The organism is Legionella moravica DSM 19234 (assembly GCF_000423305.1).
Classification (GTDB): domain Bacteria; phylum Pseudomonadota; class Gammaproteobacteria; order Legionellales; family Legionellaceae; genus Legionella; species Legionella moravica.
In genome coordinates, this window is sequence record NZ_KE384001.1 from 22,994 (window position 1) to 44,619 (window position 21,626).

The following is a 21,626-nucleotide window of genomic DNA, read 5'->3' on the forward strand; positions in this document are numbered from 1 at the left end:
GAGTTACTCCCTTGTACTAATTTATCGGGTGAACAAACAGTTCGTTCAAGTTTCGGCTACTTTCTAAGTGTTCATCCCAAAATGGGTTCGAAACATCAAGGGTTTCAACCCTTGTTTTATCAAGTAATTTTTAATGTAGTCCACTTTGTTTTGAAGTTCATGGTCATGAAGTGAAATATAGACTCCAGCACAAGATCCACTATGAGAACCAATTAACCCAAAGACGATTTTATCATCCACAAGCTGTTTTAATTGTTTAACATACCGATTGGGATTGCGTTTTTGATTCATAAGGAAACTTGTTGTTGTGACGGTCCCAAATAATTGCTCATCACCATGTTCGCAGGAATAGACAAAATCTTTTAACAAATTTGCATAGTGTTCTTTTTCAGCTTTTGAATAATGAATTGTCTTATTGTATTGAATTGTGTCGACTGTTTTGTCATCAAAAACCCCCACAATCATCATGTCAGAAATTGTGTTTTTAATAAAATAAATTGGCTCGGCGGTGTAATGGTTAAACACCAGTAATCCTGGATACAAAGTACTGTCAGATGGCTCAATTTTTGATAGGATTTGTCCACACAGTGTATTGGAATACTGCTCTCCTGCCATCAGATTTAAGGCATTAAACAGAGCAACCAGGTCACAAGTAGAACTTCCTAATCCGACCCCACGAGGTATCACGCTTTCAAAAGTAATTTTATTTTTGATCGTGGCATGCGCCAGAGAATGGAACAACTCTAAAAAGCGTGCTTTTTTGGCTTCCAGGTTTTGATTTTCTTCAAAGAGGTCTTTGTAAATACGACAGGTGCAATGCACCGTAATCGGGCAAGACACTAAAAAAGGGGTATTGGTTGGCAACCATCCTTGCAAAAACTCGCCGAAATGGGCGTAAGACACGCCTTCATAGTACTCGTCATTAGAGATCCTGACCATGATACAATCCCCCAGTCAAGATCGCTACACACCTATCTCCAGGTTGAATCCATCCTTTATTTTTTAATTTCTTAAATGCAGCCACGGTGGCGGCCGAAGTATGGCATGCATTGACGTATTTATTAGCGAGAAATTTAAAACTCTGATCTATCTCATCCTGGGTCACCATACAAAAACAGCCTTTGGTCTCTTCCACCACCTGTTTGACATAAGGATAAGATTTTTTAGGATTACTGCGTAAAATTGCCTTGGCCAAGCCCACTGGATCTTTTGGGATATAAGACTCAATGATCTCTTCCGAACCCTCATTATAAGAGAGACACATCGGTTGACAGGTATCCTGTTGCACACAGACCATTTTGGGAATTTTCTTAATTAATCCTTGTCGATGCAGTAGTTTCACTAGGCTGTGAAAGCCAATAACGCCCATGCCACTGGAAACCGCTTGAATAAATACATCCACATCCCAATTCATTCGTAATAAACTTTCAAGGTATGAGGTCTTTAATCCCTCACGCCTAAAGGGATTAAAGAAGCCCCCCTCATAAAAAATATGTTCTTTTTTAGAAAATGCCATGCAGGCTTCATCTGCTGCTGAGAGGTTATTTTCCGCTACATGAACTGTTGCATAGGGATTCGTGAAATAGAGCCTTTGTGCATGCAGTGTTGATGCAAACACATGAATGCGCAAGGCACCCTTAACTTTATTCGCCCAATACATGTAGCTAGATCCTGTGTTGCCTGAGGAAACCAAAGTCACTTCTTTGCAACCAAGAGCAATTAAACTGGGCACAGAGATGACGCATTGTCTGTATTTTGTGCTGATACTGGGCAATACTCCTTCGTTTTTGCCATACAAGATGCTCTCGTCATCGATTAAAGGAATCAAAGGCGTTTCTGCACAATCATAAAACGAATGAAATAGAATGGGTAATATTGAATGAAACCGCCAGATCCCTGAATAACGCATGTCGATGGAGAATTCTGTATTTGGATAGTCGCAGGCTATAAGTCCATTGCACGCTTTACACTGAAAGTTTAGGCTTAATGAATCCTCGTTACCACATTTTAAACATATAAAACGGCAGGCTGGGTTAAGTTGGACTTGTCTAATATCATTCATTGAACACCTCGAGATCAAGTGCACTAATCATGGTTTTCTTGTAGAGAAACTGATGTTTCAAAAGGCGTAATTTACAGCGTTACCGTAAATCTCACGGAGCCTTTGATTCCGCCAATTTTCACCATAAAAGCATCACCAAATCAGTCGTTTAAAGTGTTTATTTCAAACATCATTAATACCATTAAACTATCCTAAGTGTTGACCAGATTGTTCATTTTTTCAAGACATGATACGGCTTTCCATCGTTGATAAAGGCGCATTTATTCAAAATTCGAGCATTTTTTGATGTATTATTTTTATACTATTATATTAAGGTATCTATTGAAAAAGTGACTTTTTAATGACTCAACGACTTAAAGTTGGCTTGGCACTGGGGAGCGGATCCGCTAGAGGCTGGGCGCATATTGGTGTGATCAAGGCATTAGTCCAACTGGGTGTTCGTATTGATTGTGTTGCCGGTTGTTCCATCGGCTCGCTAATCGGAGCGCTTTATGCACGTGGCACACTCGATGCATTTGAGCGCTGGGTTTTGCAACTTGACAGAAGAAAAATGAGTAAACTGATTGATTTGAATGTAATTGGGGGCGGGTTGATTTCGGGAAGTAAGTTAATGAATTTTTTTAAAGAATTTGGTCTGGATGGCACTATAGAGGAACTTAAAATTCCATTTAGCGCAGTAGCAACAGATCTTAATACGGGTCGTGAAGTTTGGTTGAATAAGGGTTCATTGATGCCTGCGATTCGCTCTTCAATATCGTTACCCGGTTTATTTACTCCATTACGTCACGAACATCGTTGGTTGGTCGATGGTGGCTTGGTAAATCCTGTCCCTATCTCTTTATGTCGTGCAATGGGAGCAGATCTGGTCATTGCGGTAAATCTTAATCACGAATTGTTACGCCCGGATCCTAGCGTAACTGATCAGTCCGGAATGTTCTCAATTCTTAGTCTTCGCTTGGAACAGTTGTTAAAACGGATTTTGGGATACAATGAAGGCCCGGGTTATTATGATGTGTTAACCAAAAGTATTAAAATAATGCAAGATCGAATCACTCGCGCCAGGGCTGCCGGTGATCCTGCTGATTTAACTCTAATTCCGCATTTGTCTGGTATTGCTTTACATGATTTTCATCGAGCTGAAGAAGCGATTACAGAAGGTATGTCTTGTGTATCAAGAGAAAAAATGAATATTTTACAGCTAGTTGGTCTAGACTAATAGTAAAGTAATTAAAGAAACTCGATTGCTTAAGGATACGCCATGCAAAATGAAACTACTTCTAATACCTTATTCCAGCTGCTTTTAAAAAATGAAAAAGAATTAGCTGATCGGATCTATCTTAGACAGCCTAAAGATGGGGTATGGCATGAATACACATGGGCAGAAGTGATGCTTCAGGCTCGAAAAGTAGCTGGATTTTTACATCAATTAAAACTTAAACGAGGCAGTCATATTTCCATTATTTCTAAAAACTGCGCTGAATGGTTTATTACCGATTTTGGTATTCAACTTGCCGGGATGGTTAATGTTCCACTTTTCGCAAATCAGAATGCAGACAGTGCTCGTTATGTGTTGGAACATGGGGATGTGAAGCTGGTCTTTATAGGCAAGCTGGATGATCATCAACATGTCCGCCAATTCATTCCGGATACTTATATTACCGCCGATTTTAACTATCATCGCGATTTAAAGGTGAATTACACATGGGCTGATGTAATGGCAAGCAATCCTTTAGTGGATTTGATTGAACCAGGTCCTGAAGATTTATATACCATCATTTATTCCTCTGGTACCACAGGCTCACCTAAGGGTGCTATGTACACAAACAAAGCAATAGCTAAGTATGTGACCTTGTTCCCTAAAGACATTCTTAGAATCAGGGATTTGGAGCATTATAAGCTAATTTCATATCTTCCTCTCGCTCATGTTTACGAACGTTCTGCCATCGAGTTAGCCAGTGTAACGATTCCTTGTGATGTATCATTTGTCGAAAGTCTGGATAAATTCGCTGAGAATTTAAAGGAAATTCAACCTACATTTTTTACAGCCGTTCCCCGAATTTGGGGTGTATTCAAACAAAAAATTGAGCAAAAGGTACCGCCGGCGAAATTAAATTTTTTATTAAAGATTCCTTTTATTTCATCACTGGTCAAAAAGAAAATCATTCATGGTCTTGGCTTGAACGATTGCGTCAATTCCTTTTCTGGCGCGTCGCATTTACCCATACCTATAATCGAGTTTTTCGAGAAAATAGGCATTAATATACAAGAAGGATATGGCCAAACTGAAAATCTGGCGTATGCGACCTTTTCTCTATTAAACGAAAGAAGAAAGGGATATGTGGGGACTCCCAGGTTAGACGTAGCAATTAAAATAGGGGAAGACTCCGAATTGTTGATCAACTCACCCTGTCTCATGTCCGGATATTACAAAGACAAACAAGCTACGAAGAATGCATTTACTTCTGACGGTTGGTTACGCACAGGTGATGTCGTAGAAATTGACTCCGCTGAGCGAGTTAAAATCCTGGGAAGACTGTCTGAAAACTTTAAAAATCAGACGGGTGAATTTGTGGCTCCCTCTCCAATAGAAAAACGCTTTGCCGCAAATAACAAGATTGAGCAATTATGTCTGGTTGGACGAGGATTGCCAACCAATGTGCTCCTGGTTACCTTAAGTGAAGGGGCTCGTTTGAGCCAAAATAAGGAAGAAATCAATCTATCCCTACAAGAGAGCTTGCATAAGGTTAATGCCAAGTTGATGAAATATGAGAAAATCAGTCATATCATCGTTGTAAAAGACGCATGGACTACCAATAATGACATGCTAACTCCAACTCTTAAGGTAAAACGTAAAGTAGTCGAACAAAATTACGAGGGCTTGATTCAGGATGTCATATCGAAACATCAAGTTGTGGTTTGGGAGTAATGGCTCTTAAAATAAAACGCCTAATGTATACCAAAAGGGGATGGATGCCAGGATTACGAATAACTTTAAAAAGGTAAACCAGGCATTTAACTTTAGCAGGGGCTTTAGCAGAAAATTATTATTGCTTTTAAGTAGTTCTTCAAAACAGAGAAAGTAACTGGATTGATAAGGAAATATCCAGGCTTCTGTTGCTAATAGAATGACAAAAGCGACAATCCAGTTGCAAACGGGGCTTTGTAGTGCAAAGGGGATAATTGCAGTAAATAAAATGGCAGGTGCAATCATGGTGCCGAGAACCAAACCGCCAATCCAGCTAATTGCATAAATCAGCGTAATGAAACAAGCGACATTACTTTGAGCAAGATGGGTCAACCATTGGAAATGATTAATCAACCAGACATCAACCCCAAGGCTTTGAATGGTACGCATAACCCCAATAATGGCGCCAAAATAAAATAAGAATCCCCAGTTTATTTTATTTTGCAGTTCTTTTGAAGTTAAAGCACCAGTGATAAAAAGGATGATAAAAATAGACAGACAAGTCCATAATCCCGATATATTAAAGCAGGTTGATATTATGGTTCCTGCAAAAAAAACGACGAAGCTTAGGATTGCTATATGTTCAATCAAGGTGGGTTTTCCCATAGAACACAGTTCTTTTTTAAGCTTATATTGATTGATGTTCAGGTTGTTATTGGGTTTGAACAGAATAGATTGCAAAATAAAAAATAAGGTGATGAGCATTAATCCGGGGAACGATGCCAGTTCAAGCCAACTAAGCCAATTTCCTTGCCATTGATGTTGTTCAGACAGTAATCCATAGATAATAAAATTACTTGATTTACCGGTAAGAAAAATTGTAGAGAGCAATATGCAACCGTTAAATGCAGAATTAGCCAATGCATTTGCCGAACTGCTTCGTGGCCTTATTCGACTGCTTTCCATAATATCATTTAATAATGGAGCGATTAATGCCACTCTGGAGCTTTGGACGCTCATCATGGGGGTCATTAACGCGCCAAGAAAAAACAAGCATTTTTGCAATAACGATTGTTTTAAAGGCAGTTTAATTAACAGGATCAATGACACACGATAAAAGAGCCTGGATTTGGTTAATAAAGCACCAACAGCAAACACACTGACTGCAAAATAAAAACTGTCCGAATTAAATCCGGAGAGTATTAACGTGCTAGGGGCTACATGAAGCAGCATGGCCGCAATTAAGATAATTAGCGAGGGAATGTATTCGGGTACCAGCCTGAAGATCCACATGACCACTGCTGCGACCAGAGTGATGGTGAATTTGGAATAGCTAAAACTGACGGTATAGCTTTCCGTGATATCAAAGACTATCAGGGAACATAAAATAGTAATTAACCACCCTAAAACAGCGACGTTGTTTTTAGAAATCGTGATCAGGGTCTTATTCAGAAGAGGACGAATTTGATGAAATAGTGCACTCGAACCTTGCAAAATAAAATTAAAAATGGCCATCAGTAAATAGAACCGTAATGGGTGATTACTCAGTAAGGATAAGCTATCAGCAAGCTAATTTACTTAACAAAGAACTTATTTCAAAGATGCGATCTTCGGGAGCTGTGCTATCCAAAGTGAAGCGCAGGCGCTGTGGACCTTCCATTTGATAACGTTTTGCATGTACTTGAATCAGGCTAATTAAAGCGCCTGGGTCTATTGATGGTTTTTCGTTAAAATCTAATTTTCCCTGTTGTCCACTGGCACTGATTTTTTGGATGCCAAGCTCTGCAGCCTTTAATTTCAGTTCAGTAATCAGTAGTAAATGTTTAACAGGTTGGGGTAATAAACCGAACCTGTCGATTAATTCAATTTGTAAATCATGAATCTGTTGTTTGTTTTTAGCATTGGAAATACGTTTGTACATGATCAAACGATTATGGATGTCTGCAATATACTCTTCAGGAATAATCGCACTGATACGTAAATCGATTTCAGGACCTTGGTGCATTGGCGCTGATAATTCCGGAATTTTTCCAGCTTTCAAATCATGCACGGCTTTATCCAGCATTTCCATAAACAAATTAAAGCCTATGGCATGCATGTTGCCACTTTGATCTTCTCCCAGTAATTCACCCGCCCCTCTAATTTCCAGATCATGGGTTGCCAGGGTAAAACCTGCCCCTAAATCTTCAAGCGACACGATGGCCTCAAGGCGTTTTACTGCATCAGTTGTTAACGATTTTTCGTCAGGTGTTAACAAATAAGCATAAGCCTGATGATGTGAGCGTCCTACACGGCCACGGAGCTGGTGTAACTGTGCCAACCCAAATTTGTCTGCTCTATCAATGATGATGGTATTCGCGGTTGGTATGTCTATCCCTGTTTCTATTATCGTTGTACAGACCAGAACATTAAAGCGATGATGGTAAAAATCAGACATCACCCGTTCCAGTTCGCGTTCACGCATTTGTCCATGAGCACTGCGAATTTTTGCTTCAGGTACCAGGGTTTGCAGATCCTGGCATACTCTGTCGATGGTTTGAACGTTATTGTGGAGGAAAAATACTTGTCCACCTCTTAATATTTCACGTAGCAAGGCCTCTCTGACTACGATGTCTTTCTTCTCTTGCCAGAAGGTTTTAATTGCCAGCCGTTTTGCAGGCGGGGTTGCTATCAACGAAATGTCCCGGATTCCTGCCATCGCCATGTTGAGCGTTCTGGGGATAGGAGTTGCGGTCATGGATAAAATGTCGACATGAGTTCGCAATGATTTCATGTGTTCTTTTTGTTTTACGCCAAATCGATGTTCTTCATCAATAATTAATAGCCCGAGATTTTTAAAATTAATGGTACTTTGGAATAATTTATGAGTTCCAATGACGATATCCACTTTGCCAGAGGTGAGCGATTGAAGCACAGACTCTGATTCTTTAGCGCTGCGAAAGCGGGATAAGAGTTCAATGTTGATTGGAAAATCCGCGAAACGATCTCTGAATGACTCAAAATGCTGGCCAGCCAAAAGGGTGGTAGGCACTAAAACACAGACCTGTTTTCCATTTTGTACGGCCACAAATGCTGCACGCATGGCTACTTCCGTTTTGCCGAAGCCGACATCGCCGCAGATCAATCTATCCATTGGTCTTGGGGATTGCATGTCTTTAATGATCTGGTCTATGGCCTGAAGCTGATCGGTTGTTTCAGTAAATGGAAAGGCACTGGCAAATTTAATGTATTCGCTATGATTAAACTCATACTGATGTCCTGGTTGCGCTTCCCTCTTGGCATAGAGATCCAGCAATTCAATAGCCACATCATGAATTTTTTCAGCTGCTTTTTTCTTTTCTTTTTGCCATTGATCCGTACCGAGTTTATGCAGTGGTGCATGTTCGCTGTCGACGCCAGTATAGCGGCTGATTAAATGGAGCGAAGTAACGGGTACGTATATTTTATCCTCGCCTGCATAAGCAAGAACGAGGAATTCGCTGGAAGTATCATTTGTGGTGATGTATTGCAAGCCTTGGTATCGCCCTACACCAAATTGCAAGTGGACTACCGGAGCGCCGAGTCTTAATTCAGCCATATCGCGAATGATTAAATCAGGATCGACTGATTTTTGCGCCGCTCTGCGCTGTGGAGTACTTTGTTCACCGAACAGCTGAGATTCTACAATTAAGATAATATTTTTATTCGTTAATTCACAGCCGTAAATTAGTGGTCCTGTGGTAATGTTGATCGGAGAATTATCATTAATAAAATCTACCCAAGAATTGTGTACCGTAGGGAAGATTCCACTCGTTTTAAGAAGATCCAGCACTACTTCACGTCGCCCTGCGCTTTCAACAACGATTAAGTATCGGAACGAGGGTATCGAACAATACTGACGTAATTGAAGCAAAGGTTCCTGATTTTTTCGGTCTATCGGTAATTGAGGTGCTTTTGAAATATCAAAATTGATTACTGCGCCTTTTTTCTCTGAGGGTTTATGGAAGAGGCGTAATTGTTCATAAGTATTAGCATAGGTAAGCAATTCAGTTGGATTAATGAAGCATGCGGCTGGAGTTAGAATAGGGCGGCTTACGTCATAACGTCTTTGCTCGTATCGTTCATTTAATTCTTGCCAGAATTGCTCCGCATTTTCCTGAATGTCTTCAATCAGGCACACTCGCGACTCTTCAGGAAGGTAATCAAAAAAGGTAACTGTTTTGTCAAAAAACAGGGGGAGATAATATTCTATCCCTGCGGGAAACTGACCGTTAGAAATGGATTCATAGATGGGGCATTGGCTGGGGTTACCTGGGAAAAGCTCTCTGAACGATCTTCTGAAGAGGGTTTGGCTCTGTTCATTTAAAGGAAATTCCCGTGCTGGTAATACATTGATTTCTTTAATTTTTTCTATGGTTCGTTGCGTTTCTGTATCGAATTCTCTTAAGCTTTCGATTTCGTCGTCAAACAATTCAATTCGAAAAGGTAGCCCGCTTCCCATGGGATACACATCGATTATGGAACCGCGTAAGGCATATTCCCCATGCTCCAATACTTTATTGACGCAGTGATAACCTGCTTGCTGTAACTGATTTCTGAACGTATTGAGGTCAAGTTTTTGACCTTCTTTCAGCATTAATGCATAGTGGTTTAAAAATTCAGGCGGGCAAAGTCGGTGCATCAACGTGCTGGCTGAAGTAATCACGACAGCATCCTTCACCTGTTGCATACGACTTAGGGTATAAAGTCGTTCTGAAATAATGTCCTGGTGAGGGGAGAACTGATCATAGGGTAAAGTTTCCCAATCAGGGAAAAATAACAGTTCTTGTTGTTTTTTTTGAGGGTTCAGGAAAAATTGCAATTCGTCCTGTAACTGACTGGCGCTGAGATTATCTTGCGCGATAAGTAATTTAATTCCTGGTGTTTCCTGGCAATATTCTGCCAAAGCAAGCGCCAGACTGCTACCGTATAGTTGCCCCCAAATTTGTTTGTTTTTTGTTGGATGGTAAAGCAGTGTTTCAGTAACCATGGAATTATAAAGCAGTTAAAACCTAAAGGAAATCCATTATACCTGTATATTTTCTATTCTGCATCTTAAAAGACATTCATCAGGGGAAACGTATCTAAATTTAGAACCTTGTTGTCATTAAGCTTAGGATTATTCATTGTAGATTGGCTATTTTCCTAACCCTATTAGCAAAGCGTAATACGGGCTTCGAAGGATTAGCTTAATGATAGTGAGGGGCGAGTGAAGCGACTTAAGCCGACATGGACTCCAGTTCAAAGGTTATTTCTTTATTCCCTTCAATTTTGTAGCCTGTTGGGCTGTACATGAAAAAAAAACTGTCTTGCCCGCGCAGGCGGGCAACCATCCATCAAAATAATCTGAAACTCAAATCAAACCACTGGGGATTGTATTGCTCGATATAGACTAACAGCAGGCCAGCCCTGTTTATTGATTTTTATTGGTTTTTTCTCATTCTGCCATTCGCCAGTACGATGAGCCCATTTAAATGCAACGGCCAAGAGTGCAACCATTTTTTTATATGAATTTTTTATACGTGAGATGTGTGTCTCCAAAGTTAAATTCACGTACCTTAAAACAGCCGAATAGGCATTTAATTTCCCAGCGAGCTATCTTAATTTACTTCAGTGCCAAACTAGAAATGGTTGCCCGCCTGCGCGGGCATGACAGGCTTTTGGTTTTCTACAGAGCTGTTTGCGTGCAAACAGGATTGTTCTCTCCCAAATTCGGTTGTAATGAGGTGCTGATTGCAAACAAACGGGCTTAACTGCTAAGTCGCTATGGTTTCCAGGTTAAAGTCTACTTCTCTTCATTTTTGTACCCTGTTGAGCTGTACCTGACAAAAAAAACTGTCTTGCCCGCGCAGGCGGGCAACCATCCATCAAAATAATCTGAAACTCAAATCAAATCACTGGGGATTGTATTGCTCGATATAGACTAACAGCAGGCCAGCCCTGTTTATTGATTTTTATTGGTTTTTTCTCATTCTGCAATTCGCCAGTACGATGAGCCCATTTAAATGCAACGGCCAAGAGTGCAACCATTTTTTTATATGAATTTTTTATACGTGAGATGTGTGTCTCCAAAGTTAAATTCACGTACCTTAAATCAGCCGAACAGGCATTTAATTTCCCAGCGAGCTATCTTAATTTACTTTAGTGCCAAACTAGAAATGGTTGCCCGCCTGCGCGGGCATGACAGGCTTTTGGTTTTCTATAGAGCTGTTTGCGTGCAAACAGGATTGTACTCTCCCAAATTCGGTTGTAATGAGGTGCTGATTGCAAACAAACGAGCTTACCTGCTAAGTCGGTATGGTTTCCAGGTTAAAGTCTACTTCTTTATGTCCCTCAATATCTAAAACGATCTGAGACAGATGAAGAACGATGATGCTTAAAGGAAGAAGACACACGAGATCCACCGGAAATTTAAGTACACCAATTCCTCCAAAAGAGCCAAGGTAAGAAATCAAAAGCAAGGAAAACATATAAAATATAAACCAGTACAAGGGGTAATTATGGAGGATGAAGCTTTTTCTATGATAAGCGACACAGACTAAAAGGCCTATCAATAGCGCGACATCAAGTTTCCATAAAATAGTAAATCCACACCAATACAGCATTAAATTACAAAAATAAAACGCCAGATGGGAACATACCAGGCTCCCTGCCAGTTTAAATGGTCTGTGGGTATTAGGTTGCAATTGACGCATTGCCAGAAGGCAGATAGGGCCTATGCTGTAAGAAAGAATGCTTGCGGAGGACAGGAATGCTACCAGTTTTTGCCATCCGGGAAAGGGTAAAAAGGATAAAATGCCAACCAGAAAATTGGCGTAAAGAGTGATATAGGGAATGTTGTGGCGATTTACTTTTAAAAATAATTTGGGTAAATGGTTATTCAACGCCATACCGTAGACAATTCGTGACGTTGCAGCGGTATATACAAGGGTAGTACCAAAAGGTGAAAAAGCAGCATCTATCATTAACAGAGTAGCTACGACCCCAAGCCCTAGCAATAAAGCCAGCCCAACCAAAGGACCACTATCACCAGGATAATTTAAAGCGCCCCAGCCTTGCGTCAGATATTTTTGAGGCATGGCTGCAATAAAACTGAACTGCAACATGAAATAAAGAAGAAAGCCAACCAGAACAGCGCCCAATATGGCAATTGGAATATTGCGTTGCGGATTTTTTACTTCTCCCGCCAGAATCAGTCCATTTTGAAAACCGGTAAATGCAAAAATAACCCCTCCAGCGGAAAGTGCAGAAAAAATATTGACCCAGCTGCTTTTATCTCCGAGGCTCAGACTGATGTTTCCAAGGTCTGGCGCACTGTGGAGAAGTGCAATAATAGCCACACTGGGCAGGGCAAATTTGATGAGGCTGGCGTATTTATTACATTCTGCCAGTAATTTGATCCCATAAGAGTTGAGCAATACGACAAATAGCATAATGCCTATGGCTACGATATAACCAGTTCCTGACAGTTTCAGCGTCGCGGGATCGTCAATAATCAGGGTTGGAAAAAAATGGCTGGAATACTGAAGAATTGCCTGTATTTCTATGGGCGTCATCACGACGTATGAGAGCCAGGAAGTCCAGGCAAATAAAAAACCCACCTCCTGTCCATGAGTGTAGGTTGGATAATTGGACATGCCTCCCGAGACAGGGAACATAGTACCCAGTTCACACAAGGGCAGGGCGATAAACAGCATGAATAGAGCAGCAATGATCCAGCTTATCAACGCATTGCTTCCTGCCATTTGAGCACTGATGTAAGGGCTGAACAGCCAACCCGAACCAATCATTCCACCAGCAGCGGCGACTAATATATTCACTGTCGAGATATCACGTTTTAGCAAGGATAACTCCTTTTGGTTATGCTGTTTCGATTAAGTCTACTTGAGCTAATTCCGTTTCATCCAATTCAATATCTACTGCTTCAATTTTTTGGAAACGCGAGGTGATTTTTTTTGCCGAAGTATTTACTTCATTGACGTCTTGATGAGCTAAATCAATATGCCTGGACAGTTTATCCATACGTTTTTCAAATCGTTGAAAATCATCTGCAAGAGCATGTAAATGCTTTTGGATAATATGTACCTGCTTTCGAGTCGCATCATCTTTAAGCACCGCTTTAGCCGTAGTTAATACAGCCATCAAGGTACTGGGAGAGACTAGCCATACTTTTAAGCGTTGCGATAAGGAAATCAGGTCGGGGTAATTCGCATGTATTTCGGCAAAAATGGATTCAGCCGGTATGAACATCATAGCACCATCTGTTGTCTCATTAGGGATGATGTATTTTTCTGCAATGTCTTTAATGTGTTTCTGGATGTCCTGTCGAAATTGCTGTTGAATGGATTTTTTTTCAACGGACATGGCATCCGTGTTGATTAATCGTTGGTAGGTTTCCAGGGGAAATTTGGCATCGATTACGACATTTCCTGTAGGTTCTGGTAAGAACAAAATACAATCAGCTCGCTTTTGATTGCTCAATGTATATTGCATTTGATAATGTGTACTTGGGATCATATTGCTGATTAATGTTGCAAGTTGTACTTCACCAAAGGCTCCTCGCGCTTTTTTGTCCACCAGCACATCCTGTAAACTGACCACATGATTGGACAGCTCTGTAATTTTCTTTTGTGCTTCATCGATAATGGTAAGTCGTTTGACTACATCAATAAAGGTGGATGAGGTCTTTTCAAAACCTTCGGTAAGTTTGTGATTGACCTGTTGAGTAAGGCTGTGCAAATGCGTCCTTATTTCTTCGGTAAGAAGTTGTAAGTGAGAGGTAAGTGAACTGGCATGCTGTTGAAAGCTATGATTCATCTGTTCTCGTACATCCGTCATTTGCTTTTGTATGGTATCACTGATGATTTGTTGGGTAATCAGTTGCCCCTGAGCTATTTTCTCATTAATGCTGTTTTGACTGCTTTGGTAGGATTGTGTCAGATCCAACTGTAACTGGTGCAGTTGAGTCGTAAGAGCCTGCTGGATTTTTTCGTGAATAGTCTCGCTTAACGCTTGTTGCTGATGTTGTTTTTTTATAAACCAGAAGGTGAGAAGCAGTTGGAGGGCAATAGCGTATGCTAAGCCCTCGGTAAGGGTGAAGGAAGAAAAAGATATCATGCATTATTCCACTAATTGGGTCAGCTTGATAGGTTGATTGTATTGGTAAACAGTTTTCAGTTGACCGTAATCTATCAAGCGTAAATAGCCTAAATAAAGATTATCGTCTGATAATTGATTGGAATTGTCAAAGGTAAATTGAATAATCTGCTTTCCTGGTTCAAGCCATTGTGCTCTTTGGGAAGTTTCAACTGGTATGGCTTCCCCTTTATTATTTTTTCGATATAAGACACTTTGCAAGGCGTAGCGGCTTGCGGTGGCGACATCAAGGGTTGCGACAAAGGTTAATGGTTTTGATGATAATTTTTTAACATTCAGCATGCTGGCAGAAGGTACAGAATAGGAAAATGCGGTGTGTCCGCTACGTCGTACCAGTTGATGTCCATATTCAGACTGGATGTTTACTTCAACATACCAGTTCTCGCCATGGTCATTAGTTTCCGAGTTTAGTAGCGCAGTAGCTTCAAATTGATTTTTTTTAATTTTACTAATGTCTAGAGGGAAATATTGTCCTCCTGGTCCTATAAGCGTCGCATTAATATCAAAAACATCATAATCTGCATAATCATCAATCAGAGATATTTGTGCCGTTAATTTATCGCCATATTGATAATGAAGGGCATCCGTTTGGACTTCCAGATACGTTGGGGAAAATTTGTCATACACGTTAATCAGATAGGAATCTGCATCTTTTAATGAGACTTCATCGCTTTTAAGAATGAATGTTCCAAAACCCAATTCAGGCTTTATTTGCAGCATGGTTTGATGTTTGGTCGATAAGGTTTTATCTCCAAATGGCTCATCCTGACTGTATAAGGCAGATGCGTCCTGTAAACTCAATAATTGATTTTTAGGAGTTTTAATCGAAAGTTGTGGAACCAGTTTATTTTGCATGGGAGTAATACGAACAATCGCTCCCGGGGCTGTTGTCGTGATCTTTACTCCAGCACGAAGCTGTTCCATGCTGATGCGTTCTTTATAACCGTAACTTTTTTGGCTGTTATTTATTTTCTGATCCAATGGCTCATTGGATATGCTCCATTTATCTTGTAAATTTTCATGGGATAATTGGCTGCACACATCACATTCATAGGATTTTACAGGTTGTCTTGGTAATGTCAGTGCATGTGCCTGGGTAAAACAAAACGCAGAAATTAATACAAATTGGATTGTTTTCATTGTACAGCTCCTTCTGTAGATAACGCACTTATCAGAATTTGATCAAAGCCAAAGCAGGAATGACGACTTTGATTATGACTTAAAGGCGCGTTATTTTCGGTTTTATCTCTATCGTAAAACCACAGTTCGCCAGCAGCCAATTGTGAGGTGCAATTTAAAAAGCCATCCGCACAAGTGTCCAGATACAATTTCGTTATTTTTAAACCGCTATTGAGCAAATAGCCATTACAATAACTTGCAGAAGATAAGGGGGAGGCATAAACATCGGTACCTACAATTACTTTGAATGGTGTTGAGAGAGAGGGGCGACCTTTTCCACCTAATAATAATTCTTCATTATAAATGAGCATATCACCTACACGCTGTTGTTTCACTGCATCAGAGAGATAACCCAGCAGCCAGGCAAGGCTGGTTTCAAAAACGCCACCGCCTAGTATTTCATCTGCCAATGGTGTTCCTAAACTGGAAGGCGCGATCGCGATCACCTGATTTATTTTGTGTTTCAGGGTCAAATATCGGCCATCATAAGTCGGATTGGAGAGTATCCAGCGAATAATATTGGCGCCATCCGAGTGGGTATAGACAGTCATGGAGCTGATATTTTTTTCATTAATAAATTCAAGGAGCTGGTCTGCAACGCAGTTTGCTGCATCTTCATGCCACATATACTGGCTAAAATCACAATGGACCACTAATAAATTTTCCGGCTTGGCCAATCCTTTTGACATACTGTCGATAAAGTCTGCTTTCCAATATCCCCCATAGGCATCTTCTCTATGATCACGGGTCCCATGAACTAAAGCCATACCTGGATTGGGGGTGTTTTCTGGAAGAGCCTGGATTAAGGTTGAGAATAAAAACAAACAGAGGGCGATTATTTTGCGTTGAAGGTCCATTTCTTAAATACCTTATCAAAATCAGAAACGTATCTATATCATAATTATGATTCTGGATTCAAGCAGGATACGACGAAGTATAAAGTGTACTTTTTTGTTGTTCGAAAGTATGAATAAAAGTGATAAACTGGATTTTTTAAAATCGGGAATCTTTTCAATGAGTAACGATGAAATTCAAGAGCAAATTAAAACTCTCAGAGATTTAATTCAAACCTACGATCATCATTATTATGTTCTTGATGAACCCTTGGTTCCTGATGTTGAATACGATCGTAAGTTCAGGGAATTGCAACAATTGGAAGCCGAGTTCCCTCAATTTTTAACACCAGACTCACCAACCCAGAGAGTCAGCGGAACACCTGCTGATGCATTCATGCCGGTTTCTCATAAACAACCGATGTTATCTCTCTCAAACGTTTTTTCTGATGACGAGTTGCAAGCATTTATAAAGAGAGCAACTGACAAGCTGGATGAGCCTAATCAACAATTACTCTTTACCTGTGAACCCAAGCTGGATGGGCTGGCGGTGAACATGACCTATGAGTATGGCGTTTTAACTCACGCAGCAACTCGGGGAGATGGCGCTACAGGAGAAAATATTACTGCGAATATCAAAACGATCAGTTCTGTTCCTTTAAAATTGAGAACTGACAATCCGCCCCGTTTGATTGAAATTCGAGGTGAGGTTTATATTCCTAAAGCAGGTTTTGAAGAATACAACAAAAAGGCTCGGGAAACTGGTGAAAAAACTTTTGTCAATCCACGGAACGCTGCCGCAGGCAGTTTAAGGCAATTAAATCCAGCAGTAACAGCCAGCCGACCATTGGCAATTTATTGTTACGGTATTGGTGCATGTGAAGGTTACAAACTCCCTGACAGTCATTGGGAGCAGTTGCAGTTGCTTAAAGATTTTGGTTTTAGAGTATCTAATGAATCAAAACAAGAAATGGGAATCGAAGGATGCCTCGATTATTACCATCGAATGTTAGAAAAAAGGCAATCATTACCTTTTGAAATTGATGGTGTTGTTTATAAAATCGATAGCATTCCCTTGCAACAGCAATTGGGTTTTGTTTCACGAGCTCCTCGATTTGCCTGTGCTCATAAATTTCCTGCGTCTGAAGAAATGACCCAATTGCTGGCTGTCGATTTTCAAGTCGGTCGTACGGGTGCTTTAACTCCTGTAGCACGTCTGGTTCCTGTGAGTGTAGGTGGTGTTACAGTGAGTAATGCTACTTTGCATAATATGGATGAAATTGTTCGAAAGGATATTCGTATTGGTGATACCGTTATTGTTCGTCGTGCTGGAGATGTCATCCCTGAGGTGGTTTCTGTAGTTTTAACCCAACGGCCTGCAATCACTGAAGCCATAAAACTTCCGGAGCATTGCCCTGTTTGTGGTTCAGATGTGGTTCGTGAGGAAGGCGAGGCTATAGCACGCTGTATTGGTGGATTATTTTGCAAAGCACAATTAAAAAGGATGATGTGGCATTTTGCTTCGCGTAAGGCCATGTATATTGAAGGTTTAGGTTCTGTATTGATTGAGCAATTGGTGGATGAAGGTTTGGTACGTCACCTGGCTGATCTTTATGAACTTGATTTACCTACTTTAGCGAATTTACCCAGAATGGGGGAGAAATCGGCGCAAAATCTTTTGGCTGCTTTGGAACAAAGTAAAAATACAACGTTCAATAGATTTCTGTATGCTTTGGGAATTCGAGAAATCGGGGAGTCCAGTGCGCGGGTTTTAGCGGATCACTATTCGGATATTGAAATGCTTCAATCCGCTACCGTGGATGATTTAATGACTCTTCGTGATATAGGTCCAGTGGGAGCTTCATACATCGTTCATTTTTTTGCCCAACCTCACAATATGGAAGTGATTAATCGTTTACTCGCGCTTGGTGTTCATTGGCCAAAAGCTGAGAAAAAACAGATGAATCAGGATAATCCATTTTTTGGAAAAACCGTCGTCTTGACTGGAACTCTGGCAACTATGGGTAGGGAAGAAGCGAAAGCTCAGTTGCTAGGCTTGGGGGCTAAGGTGAGCGGCAGTGTTTCTGCAAAAACAGATTTTGTCATCGCTGGAAGCGAGGCTGGATCCAAATTGATCAAGGCTAATGAATTAGGCATCACCGTTTTGGATGAAGAGAGTTTTAGAGAAATGCTGTCATCGTAAAGAACATGACACTCGCTAATCAGTTTGAGATAAGGATATACTCTGATGAATAGTTTATTATTTTTGGCACAGGGAATTTAAGTGCGGCGATTTTCTTTTATCGTAATCTTGTTGGTTTTATTGCACTCCAGCTTTGGCTTGGCTGTTGCTAGCTCCTGGGTGTTAAATAATCCCTATCCAGAAAGCGAGTCAAAAGAAACGATTTATTATTCGTCATTTAATGAGCAACCAAAAACACTGGATCCGGCAAAATCCTATTCATCCAATGAGTATGTGTTCATAGCGCAGATTTATGAACCATTATTGGAGTATGATTATTATCTCAGACCCTACCAATTAATTCCGTTAACGGCTACGCAATTACCTCAAATCAGGTATCTGGATGAGCAACGTAATCCCATTCCTGCTGCTGAACAGATTAATCCCGCGTATAGTGTTTATACCATTCAAATCAAGAAAGGCATCTTCTATCAGCCTCATCCCGCCTTTGCCAAAAATAAAAAGGGTGACTATCGTTACCATCATTTATCACAAGATTATCTTGATGACCATGACATCAATCAGTTATCTGATTTTAAATATGCAGATACCAGGGAGTTGGTTATTGATGATTATATTTATCAAATAAAACGCATGGCCAATCCAGGTGTGAATTCGCCGATTTATGGATTGATGAGTCATTATATAGAGGGTTTTAAGGAGTTTGGTGAAACGGTTCCTCAGGTATCTTTGTCCAATAATCACTTCATCGATTTGAGACAGTACCCCCTGCGAGGAATACAAAAAATTGATGACTATACCTTTGAACTGACTTTAAAAGGGCAGTACCCGCAATTTTTATTTTGGTTGGCTATGCCGTTTTTTTCTCCCGTACCCTGGGAAGCCGATCTCTTTTATTCTCAGAAGGGTATGGATGATAAAAATTTATCATTTGGATGGTACCCAGTGGGAACCGGTCCTTTTATGTTGACGCAAAACAATCCAAACAGACAAATGGTTTTAGAAAAAAATCCGAATTTTCGTGAAGTCTATTTTCCTGTTGACGCTTCCGAGAGGGATAGACGGGAAGGATATACAACCAATATAGGCAAAAGATTACCTCTTATTGCCAAGGCAGTATATACCCTTGAAAAAGAATCTATTCCTCGCTGGAATAAATTCATGCAAGGATACTATGATATTTCCGGGGTCAGCGCAGACAGTTTTGATCAGGCAATCCATATTAATCGTTTTGGAGAAGCCATTTTAAGTCAGGAAATGGTGGATAAAAAATTACATTTAACCCAAACCCAGGAACCTTATATCTATTATATGGGTTTTAATATGCTGGACAATGTGGTCGGCGGACGCAGCGAGCGAGCGCGTAAATTAAGACAAGCTATTTCTATTGCGGTTAACTACGATGAAAACATTGCCATATTTTTTAATGGTCGTGGTATTCCTGCGCAAGGCCCAATACCTCCGGGGATTTTTGGTTATAGAGAAGGGAAGCAGGGGATCAATCCCTACATTTATAATTGGAACAATAATGTCCGTCAACGACGTTCCCTGGCTGATGCAAAACAATTGATGAGGCAGGCAGGATATCCAGATGGTATCGATCCCAAGACCGGAAAGGCGTTGATTTTGCATTATGATGTGACCACCAAAGGCGGCCCTGAAGATAAATCAATGCTGGATTGGATGCGAAAACAATTTGCCAGCATAGGTATTGATTTGAACATCCGAGCGACTTTGTATAATCGTTTTCAGGAGAAAATGCGCCTGGGCAATGCCCAGATATTTAGCTGGGGTTGGAATGCGGATTATCCTGATCCTGAAAATTTCCTGTTTCAACTGTACAGCAAAAATGGAAAAGTTCAATTTGGTGGTGAAAATGCGGCCAATTATAATAATCCTGAGTTTGATCGCTTGTTTGATTTAATGAAAAACCGAAGCAATGATGAGATCAGACAGAACTACATCGATAAGATGGTGCAGTTGGTTCGCTATGATGCTCCATGGATCTGGGGTATGCATCCCGAGGACTTCATTTTATCTCAAAGTTGGGTTTCAAATGTGAAACCGAATGCCATTGCGCTTGGTACATTAAAATATGTTTCTATAAATACCAAAGAACGTAATAAATTACGTGAGGCCTGGAATCAACCGGTATTTTGGCCTTTGATTGTCATCGTGCTTTTGTTAGTGGCATTAACTCTTCCTTTGATTATTGCGTATCGAAAAAAAGAGAAACAACCAGCAACGAGGTCTAAATTATCATGCTGATTTATTTATTACGAAGAATTATTTATGCAATTCCCATTTTGTTTGTAATCAATTTGTTAACTTTCGTTCTTTTTTTTATGATCAATACACCTGATGATATTGCTCGCATGCATTTGGGGAATAAACACGTAGAGCAAACTGTGGTTGATGATTGGAAAGAAGCTCATGGCTATAATTTGCCTTTATTTTTTAACCAGAATAAACAAGGAATCAGTTGTTTTGTAGAGACTTTGTTTTATCAAAAATCGCTGATGCTGTTTACTTTTAATTTTGGTGTTTCTGATTCAGGAAGGGATATTAGTCATGATATTAGCTACAGAATGTGGCCAAGTCTGGCGATTGCCGTTCCTATCTTAATATTTGGAATTCTGATTAACATCTTTTTTGCCATGGGGATGGCCTTTTTTCGCACCTCTTATCTCGATCTGAGCGGAGTCGTTATCTGCATCATTTTAATGTCTATTTCCAGCCTTTTTTATATCATCGGCGGTCAGTATCTTTTTGGAAAAATCCTGCGTTTGTTTCCAATTTCTGGTTACGATGGGGGATTTGAAGCGCTTAAATTTATTATTCTTCCTGTTTTGGTTGCTGTGTTAAGTCAATTAGGGTCTGGAGCCAGATGGTATAGAACTTTGTTTTTGGAAGAAATACATAAGGATTACGTTAAAACGGCTAAAGCCAAAGGATTGTCCGATCAACGGGTTTTGTTCCAACATGTTTTGAAAAATGTCATGTTGCCTATTTTGACTGGAGTCGTTGTAATTATTCCCTCACTGTTTATGGGGAGTCTGGTGCTGGAATCCTTTTTTGGTGTGCCTGGTTTGGGGAGTTACATCATAGACGCGATTCAGCAGCAGGATTTTGCCATTGTTCGTGCTATGGTTTTTCTGGGGTCGATTCTTTATATTATTGGATTGGTTATGACGGATTTCTCTTATATGCTGGTTGATCCGCGTGTGCGATTATCATGAGGCAATTGAGGTTGAAGAGCGGTGAATATAA

At 40.3% G+C, this 21,626-nt stretch carries 13 protein-coding genes; 5 read left to right on the top strand and 8 right to left on the bottom strand.

Features of this window, described 5'->3' with window-relative positions:
- Window positions 1–63: 63 nt before the first annotated feature.
- Window positions 64–939: a GHMP family kinase ATP-binding protein gene (locus G543_RS0113005; protein ID WP_028384909.1), complete on the bottom strand. Its 876-nt coding sequence runs from the start codon at window positions 937–939 to the stop codon at window positions 64–66.
- Window positions 923–2,062 carry a pyridoxal-phosphate dependent enzyme gene (locus G543_RS0113010; RefSeq protein ID WP_028384910.1) on the bottom strand — a complete coding sequence of 380 codons (1,140 nt, stop codon included), beginning with the start codon at window positions 2,060–2,062 and terminating at the stop codon, window positions 923–925. The genes G543_RS0113005 and G543_RS0113010 overlap by 17 nt, the downstream gene beginning before the upstream one ends.
- 340 nt (window positions 2,063–2,402) lie before the next feature.
- Between G543_RS0113010 and rssA the strand changes: the two genes are divergently transcribed.
- Window positions 2,403–3,278 (top strand): patatin-like phospholipase RssA, encoded by an 876-nt coding sequence (gene rssA / locus G543_RS0113015; protein WP_028384911.1) that lies wholly within the window; start codon window positions 2,403–2,405, stop codon window positions 3,276–3,278.
- Window positions 3,279–3,320: 42 nt separating this feature from the next.
- A complete protein-coding gene (locus tag G543_RS0113020) occupies window positions 3,321–4,988 on the top strand; it encodes an AMP-binding protein (RefSeq protein ID WP_028384912.1) in 1,668 nt (555 codons plus the stop codon).
- Window positions 4,989–4,994: 6 nt separating this feature from the next.
- Here G543_RS0113020 and G543_RS0113025 read toward each other — a convergent pair whose 3' ends face one another.
- The 6 genes from G543_RS0113025 to G543_RS0113060 form a co-directional block, all read right to left on the bottom strand.
- Window positions 4,995–6,482, bottom strand: coding sequence for an SLC13 family permease (locus tag G543_RS0113025; RefSeq protein ID WP_028384913.1), 1,488 nt, complete (start codon window positions 6,480–6,482; stop codon window positions 4,995–4,997).
- A 46-nt stretch (window positions 6,483–6,528) separates the two neighbouring features.
- Window positions 6,529–9,975, bottom strand: coding sequence for a transcription-repair coupling factor (gene mfd / locus G543_RS0113030; protein WP_028384914.1), 3,447 nt, complete (start codon window positions 9,973–9,975; stop codon window positions 6,529–6,531).
- A 1,297-nt stretch (window positions 9,976–11,272) separates the two neighbouring features.
- Entirely contained in the window at window positions 11,273–12,829 is a 1,557-nt protein-coding gene (locus G543_RS0113045; protein WP_028384915.1) for an APC family permease, read from the bottom strand.
- A gap of 16 nt (window positions 12,830–12,845) precedes the next feature.
- Complete coding sequence (locus G543_RS0113050; RefSeq protein WP_028384916.1) at window positions 12,846–14,102, bottom strand: DNA recombination protein RmuC; 1,257 nt, start codon at window positions 14,100–14,102, stop codon at window positions 12,846–12,848.
- A gap of 3 nt (window positions 14,103–14,105) precedes the next feature.
- Window positions 14,106–15,281 (bottom strand): DUF4785 domain-containing protein, encoded by a 1,176-nt coding sequence (locus tag G543_RS0113055; RefSeq protein ID WP_028384917.1) that lies wholly within the window; start codon window positions 15,279–15,281, stop codon window positions 14,106–14,108.
- Window positions 15,278–16,177 (bottom strand): hypothetical protein, encoded by a 900-nt coding sequence (locus tag G543_RS0113060; protein WP_028384918.1) that lies wholly within the window; start codon window positions 16,175–16,177, stop codon window positions 15,278–15,280. The genes G543_RS0113055 and G543_RS0113060 overlap by 4 nt, the downstream gene beginning before the upstream one ends.
- Window positions 16,178–16,334: 157 nt before the next feature.
- On the opposite strand from G543_RS0113060, the gene ligA reads away from it, so the two are divergent.
- The 3 genes from ligA (at window position 16,335) to G543_RS0113075 (ending at window position 21,595) form a co-directional block, all read left to right on the top strand.
- Window positions 16,335–18,356, top strand: coding sequence for an NAD-dependent DNA ligase LigA (gene ligA, locus G543_RS0113065; protein ID WP_028384919.1), 2,022 nt, complete (start codon window positions 16,335–16,337; stop codon window positions 18,354–18,356).
- A gap of 81 nt (window positions 18,357–18,437) precedes the next feature.
- Entirely contained in the window at window positions 18,438–20,624 is a 2,187-nt protein-coding gene (locus G543_RS0113070; protein ID WP_028384920.1) for an ABC transporter substrate-binding protein, read from the top strand.
- Window positions 20,618–21,595 carry an ABC transporter permease gene (locus G543_RS0113075; protein WP_028384921.1) on the top strand — a complete coding sequence of 326 codons (978 nt, stop codon included), beginning with the start codon at window positions 20,618–20,620 and terminating at the stop codon, window positions 21,593–21,595. Before G543_RS0113070 ends, G543_RS0113075 begins: the two co-directional genes overlap by 7 nt.
- The last annotated feature ends 31 nt before the right edge of the window (window positions 21,596–21,626 follow it).